The following is a 4,811-nucleotide window of genomic DNA, read 5'->3' on the forward strand; positions in this document are numbered from 1 at the left end:
CCCGAGCCGCATCGACCAATGTGACCTCTGTGTTGATAATCGGAAGTACCCACCTGAGCCGTTCTTCTTTGATTGTTTTTGACATAGATATAGCCATTTCTCCATTGTGGAGAAAACCGCCATATGTGTCTGCACATTACCTGCGTGTATTGACTGTGGATAACTATATGTGCTATACTTATCTTACAAGTGGCTTCGGCCTCGCCTCGCAAGAGGCAAACTACAAAGGAAGAGCCGTCAGAGCGTGTCTTTGACGGCTTTTCGTATACGCTCAAAGATATCCTTGTTGAGATAGCCGATCTTGCGTACCAGCCGTTTTGCATCAATCACCCGTATCTGTGAAAGTAGCGCGTGCGCTTCTTTATCTCCCACCACGCCAACTGCAGGACGCATTAGATGATGCCGAGTTGAAGCCGTAAGCGGTATTACGAGACATGTTTGTTTGCTAATAACCGGTTACAATAAGTACGGGGCGATAGTATTCTTCGCCCGAACCATCCTGTTCAGATCCGATATTTGCCCCAAGAGAGCACCACCACATTTCGCGTTTATGAAAAAACGGCGCATCACTGCGATTATGCAATTTCTTTTTCTTCTCGTTCCACTGATTAAAATCTTTATCCATAATTCACCCGCCTATTATAAATGCGATTCTTTACCGATTTCCTTTTGCTCGATTGTGGGTTTTACACAACATCTGGCAATTCTTGGCTGAGGTCGCGCCACCCTTAGTCCACGCTGATACATGATCTGCTTCCATTTCGCCAAAACTCCAAATCTTGCTTTTGTTAGCGTCATGTCCGATGACACAATGAGAACAGTTTGATTTCTCTTTAGTTTCTGCCTCACTTGTTTGTTTCGCGTAAACAGATCTCTTGGTCGCTTCATCAAAAATTCGGACATCTAGTAATTTCGTATCAACTGAGCCACCGAGAATATATTCAAAAATGCCTTTGCGATTCTTGATGTACGGATCGCCATAGAGCTTACGCACCTCGGCTGATACTTTGGCTGGGTTATATACCTTTTTGTAATACTCCTCGTACAGTCGCCCCCATTCAAGCCCGCGCATTTCGCTTTCCACATCGGCAAATACGCCGGAAACCCAATCAATCACGCTGTTGAAATATTTTTTTAGTTCGGTGATATTTTTTTCTTTTCGATGACTGCTCATATAACCTTCGATATTGGTTTTCTTTGCACTGCTTATCCACTCTAACGCCCGCTCCAAAAAATCCTGTCTATTGACACTGCCCGATATATACGCGCTCCATTTTTGAATGTTAGAGTTTTGACGGTTGCTAAATTCCTCTCTCGCTAGAGTCACGAATGGTCCGGAATATACGGAATTAAGCAACTCCTGATTCCTCAGCGGGATTCCGGCAATGTTGATGGTTCTAAACCAATCTTTTATCTCGCTTTCTTCGCCTTCACATTCATAAATAAGGAGTTTTGTTTCCAAAATCTTTACTTTCTTGTCTTTTGCCATGCCGCCGAAATATTGCTCCATTCCGTTTTCATCTTTGACGGCGAATTTGTCGGTAATAAATCGTCCAACACTGGTGATGCGCTGTTGCCCGTCCAAAACTTCCAAATCGTCATCAGAAACTTTATGGAAATAAATCAATCCAAGCGGATACCCTTTTAGAATTGATTCAATAACTGCGGCCTCTTTTCCTTCTTCCGCATAGATATAATTGCGTTGATATTCCGGCTGAATAGTCAATTTCCCTGACAAGCCAAACAACCCCTTGCCCTCAAGTTCGTTATAGACAAATCCATCGCAAATATCTTTTACGGTGATGTCGGTTTTTAAAATTGTTTTCATTTTATTTTTTTACTTCAATGTACGAATTTTATTTGAAATACTTAACATTATGTTGCTCGTGTCACGAATGATACTTGTTGTGTCCCAAGAATCTTTGTAGTTTTTTGGGTAATATCTGATATTGGTAAAATCATAGATATAAAATGTTTTATTATCAGTCGTTTCGATTTTATAGATATGTGACTTTACTTCTTTCGGCAAAACTTTAATTCCGATTTTTCCTAATTCATTTAAACCTTCCAGCTTCTGTAATATTTTGTTGATGTTATGTCCGTATGTTTTAATGAGTTCGTCTTCGGTAATGTTGGTGACTGCCACCAATCTAGATTTGAGCATTAATTCAAAAGCATATGAAAGTAAAATATAATATGACCTGAGACGTGGTTCATCTTCAGTTTCGTCAACAAGAAAATCTCTGATTAGTTTAACTGATTGACAAGCCCAATCATTCCAATAGTTAGCCGTTTGTTGGAATAGATATTTATTCATTTTTCAACTTTCTTATGTTTAATAAATATTCTGGTGAAAAGTCTATTGTTGTTTACATAACCCCTATCTAACTTACCTTTCCATTTTTGATTAACCAATTTTGGAAGTAGCCCCTCTTTGACATTATAATCACTTCCCAAAATCTCGAATTGTTCAGGGGAATACTTATCAAAAATACTCATTGGCACCCCCATTGTGCCGCTGTAATCGCTCGGAATATTTTTTACGAGCGACACTTCTATTGCGTTGTAATTGTCATACTTCTCAAACGGTTTTTTCGTTACGAACTTAATCACCTCCGCCTTGGTCATGAGTGGTAGTGGTTGATGACGTCGGCCATGGTCAAGATTAGTAAACCAACGAATGCCTTGCACTCGGGTGACATAAACCTTATTACCGCTTTCATTTGTCTTAATTTCACGAACCTGCTCCAAATTGGCAATTTTTTCTGGTATCTCAAAAAACATCGCGCCACCATTAACTTTATAATTATTACCCAACCAAACTTTATTTTCTTTAAGTAATGGAAATACTTCTTTGTATGTAATTGCGTTTAGGCTGCCGATGATTAAAAACTTTTTATCACGATCAACAAGTTGCATAATATACTCACGAAACAAACTGAACGGCGGATTTGTTACCACGATGTCAGATTGTTTAAGCAGATCAACAGATTCATCGCTACGAAAGTCACCATCGCCTTGTAGTGGTGTCCATTCGTTATTCTTGTTTGCCTTCAACTGCTTGGCAATGTCTTTCAAGTTGAACTCGCCGTTGCCGTCTATATCCTTCACCTCGTTGATAATAAATTTGTTAGCGGTTATCTTGGGACGGCCCTTTGATTTTGTGAGCGTTTTATCATCGCCAAATAACCCAAGTTGCGTGTTAGCTACGGGCGATGGCTTGTAGCTAGTGGTGATAAGTTGCTTCAATCCAAGATTGTTGAAATTGAGCACTAAATAGCGAAAGAAAATGCTCTCGAACGGGTCGTCACAGTTGCAATACACCACATTGCCACGGAAAACATAAAGGCTATGTTCCAAATACGCCTCGATTTCTTTCTGAATATCGCTGTTTTGGGTATAAAATTCGTCGTTCTTTACCCGTTTTGCGTTTGTAAGATTTTTGTTTGCCATAATCTTTATTTAAACAATTCGGCCACCAACACGCCGTAGACCATAACTATTGTAACTACTCCAAAATACCACAATCCCCCGCAATTTTAAAGGCTCCTTCGACACGGCTCAAGACAAGCAAAACAAACGGCTCAACGGGGAATCCGTTGAGCCGTTGAGCCGTATTTGTCGGATTTTTCTCTTCCACTTAGCCCCGCGCTCAAAACATCTACAACAAAAATTCTAGTACTCCATTAACTTAATATTCATCCCTTCTGCGTTTTTCTGCGTAGAGTCCGCGAGTGTCTGCGAGTGCTGTTTTAACCCCCTTATTCTCGATTACGGCACCGTTGCTTACACAGAACGACTCTATGCATACAGACAGACTGAAAATTAAGTTAAAACGGCACTAAAACCCCGCGGGAAGCGCTACCGACTGGAGAAACGCCGGAATCACGAGCGGCAAAACTAAAAGCGGCAGAACAACAACGACGGCCGTAATAATCAGCGTCCACAAAAAATATTTCCGCATCTTTTCGGAAGATTGAAAAACCGCATCCGTCTTTGCCGCAAGCTCGTTTAATTTCTCCTCAATATGTTTTAATTGTTCGTCCATATATAAAGTATAGCCCGATTACACGCATACAACAAACGGCTCCTAAAAACAGGGGCCGCGTCCCGTTCTATTGTCCGCTTGAACTCAATGGCCGCAATTGGATCATCCCGGCAGTAACGCTTCCGTCTGAATTCGCAGTACCGTTTACGGTAATATTTTTTCCGATTGCAAGGTCGCCCGAAACGCCCGATATGGACTTTACGATTTCGGTCGTATCAGAAAAGAATACGATTTTTGACCCGCCATCCTGAAGTTTCAGCGTAACGCTCTTATCATCTTTGGAAATGATTTCTCCGGCGATAAATCCTCCGCCGCCTTGGCGCGAACGAACGTCTCCGGCATTCGCGCCGAATTGCTGCACCCGCTGTTGGCGTTCCTCGGGCGAAAGATTGGCAAAATTTCCGCGCCCCCCTGCCGCTCTGCTTTGCGCGTACTTCATACCACCGTAAAACGCTCCCCCGCCAACCACCACCGCGACTATGATAATTATTGACCATACGTTATTCGTCATACTTTTTTTGATATACCAATATTCTCAAGTTTATTGGTATATTATTTTTTCGATTTTATAAATAATTTTGAATTTGTTTAGGATTTAGAAATTAGAATTTAGAATTTATTTATTCATACCGCAACGCTTCTATCGGATTCAACGAAGCGGCGCGCCGCGCCGGATAATATCCGAAAATAATTCCAATGGCCGCGGATACGCCGAACGCCAAAGCGATTGACGAAAAAGAAACTTGTGTAGCAATACCCGCGA

The 4,811-nt window shown here is 41.4% G+C and carries 8 protein-coding genes; all 8 read right to left on the reverse strand.

Features of this window, described 5'->3' with window-relative positions:
- Window positions 1-237: 237 nt before the first annotated feature.
- Complete coding sequence (locus tag Q7S57_04520) at window positions 238-450, reverse strand: type II toxin-antitoxin system PemK/MazF family toxin (protein ID MDO8512512.1); 213 nt, start codon at window positions 448-450, stop codon at window positions 238-240.
- Complete coding sequence (locus Q7S57_04525; GenBank protein MDO8512513.1) at window positions 446-625, reverse strand: hypothetical protein; 180 nt, start codon at window positions 623-625, stop codon at window positions 446-448. Before Q7S57_04525 ends, Q7S57_04520 begins: the two co-directional genes overlap by 5 nt.
- A 30-nt stretch (window positions 626-655) precedes the next feature.
- Window positions 656-1,828, reverse strand: a complete 1,173-nt coding sequence (locus Q7S57_04530; protein ID MDO8512514.1) for a DUF262 domain-containing protein — start codon at window positions 1,826-1,828, stop codon at window positions 656-658.
- Window positions 1,829-1,837: 9 nt separating this feature from the next.
- A complete protein-coding gene (locus Q7S57_04535; protein MDO8512515.1) occupies window positions 1,838-2,317 on the reverse strand; it encodes a hypothetical protein in 480 nt (159 codons plus the stop codon).
- Window positions 2,314-3,453, reverse strand: coding sequence for an adenine-specific methyltransferase EcoRI family protein (locus tag Q7S57_04540; protein MDO8512516.1), 1,140 nt, complete (start codon window positions 3,451-3,453; stop codon window positions 2,314-2,316). Before Q7S57_04540 ends, Q7S57_04535 begins: the two co-directional genes overlap by 4 nt.
- A gap of 388 nt (window positions 3,454-3,841) precedes the next feature.
- Window positions 3,842-4,048: a hypothetical protein gene (locus Q7S57_04545; GenBank protein MDO8512517.1), complete on the reverse strand. Its 207-nt coding sequence runs from the start codon at window positions 4,046-4,048 to the stop codon at window positions 3,842-3,844.
- Between the two features lie 67 nt (window positions 4,049-4,115).
- Window positions 4,116-4,559, reverse strand: a complete 444-nt coding sequence (locus Q7S57_04550; GenBank protein MDO8512518.1) for a hypothetical protein — start codon at window positions 4,557-4,559, stop codon at window positions 4,116-4,118.
- Between the two features lie 109 nt (window positions 4,560-4,668).
- Window positions 4,669-4,811: ABC transporter permease (locus Q7S57_04555; protein ID MDO8512519.1), on the reverse strand; the 143-nt coding region annotated here is incomplete at its 5' end.

It is taken from the genome of bacterium, assembly GCA_030647555.1.
Lineage (GTDB): Bacteria > Patescibacteriota > Andersenbacteria > UBA10190 > CAIZMI01 > CAIZMI01.

What these genes read in the sequence shown, in the direction of transcription:
- Q7S57_04540 (MDO8512516.1), bottom strand. Translation starts at nt 3,453, where the DNA reads ATGGCAAACAAAAATCTTACAAACGCAAAACGGGTAAAGAACGACGAA.
- Q7S57_04550 (MDO8512518.1), bottom strand. Translation starts at nt 4,559, where the DNA reads ATGACGAATAACGTATGGTCAATAATTATCATAGTCGCGGTGGTGGTT.
- Q7S57_04530 (MDO8512514.1), bottom strand. Translation starts at nt 1,828, where the DNA reads ATGAAAACAATTTTAAAAACCGACATCACCGTAAAAGATATTTGCGAT.
- Q7S57_04535 (MDO8512515.1), bottom strand. Translation starts at nt 2,317, where the DNA reads ATGAATAAATATCTATTCCAACAAACGGCTAACTATTGGAATGATTGG.
- Q7S57_04525 (MDO8512513.1), bottom strand. Translation starts at nt 625, where the DNA reads ATGGATAAAGATTTTAATCAGTGGAACGAGAAGAAAAAGAAATTGCAT.
- Q7S57_04545 (MDO8512517.1), bottom strand. Translation starts at nt 4,048, where the DNA reads ATGGACGAACAATTAAAACATATTGAGGAGAAATTAAACGAGCTTGCG.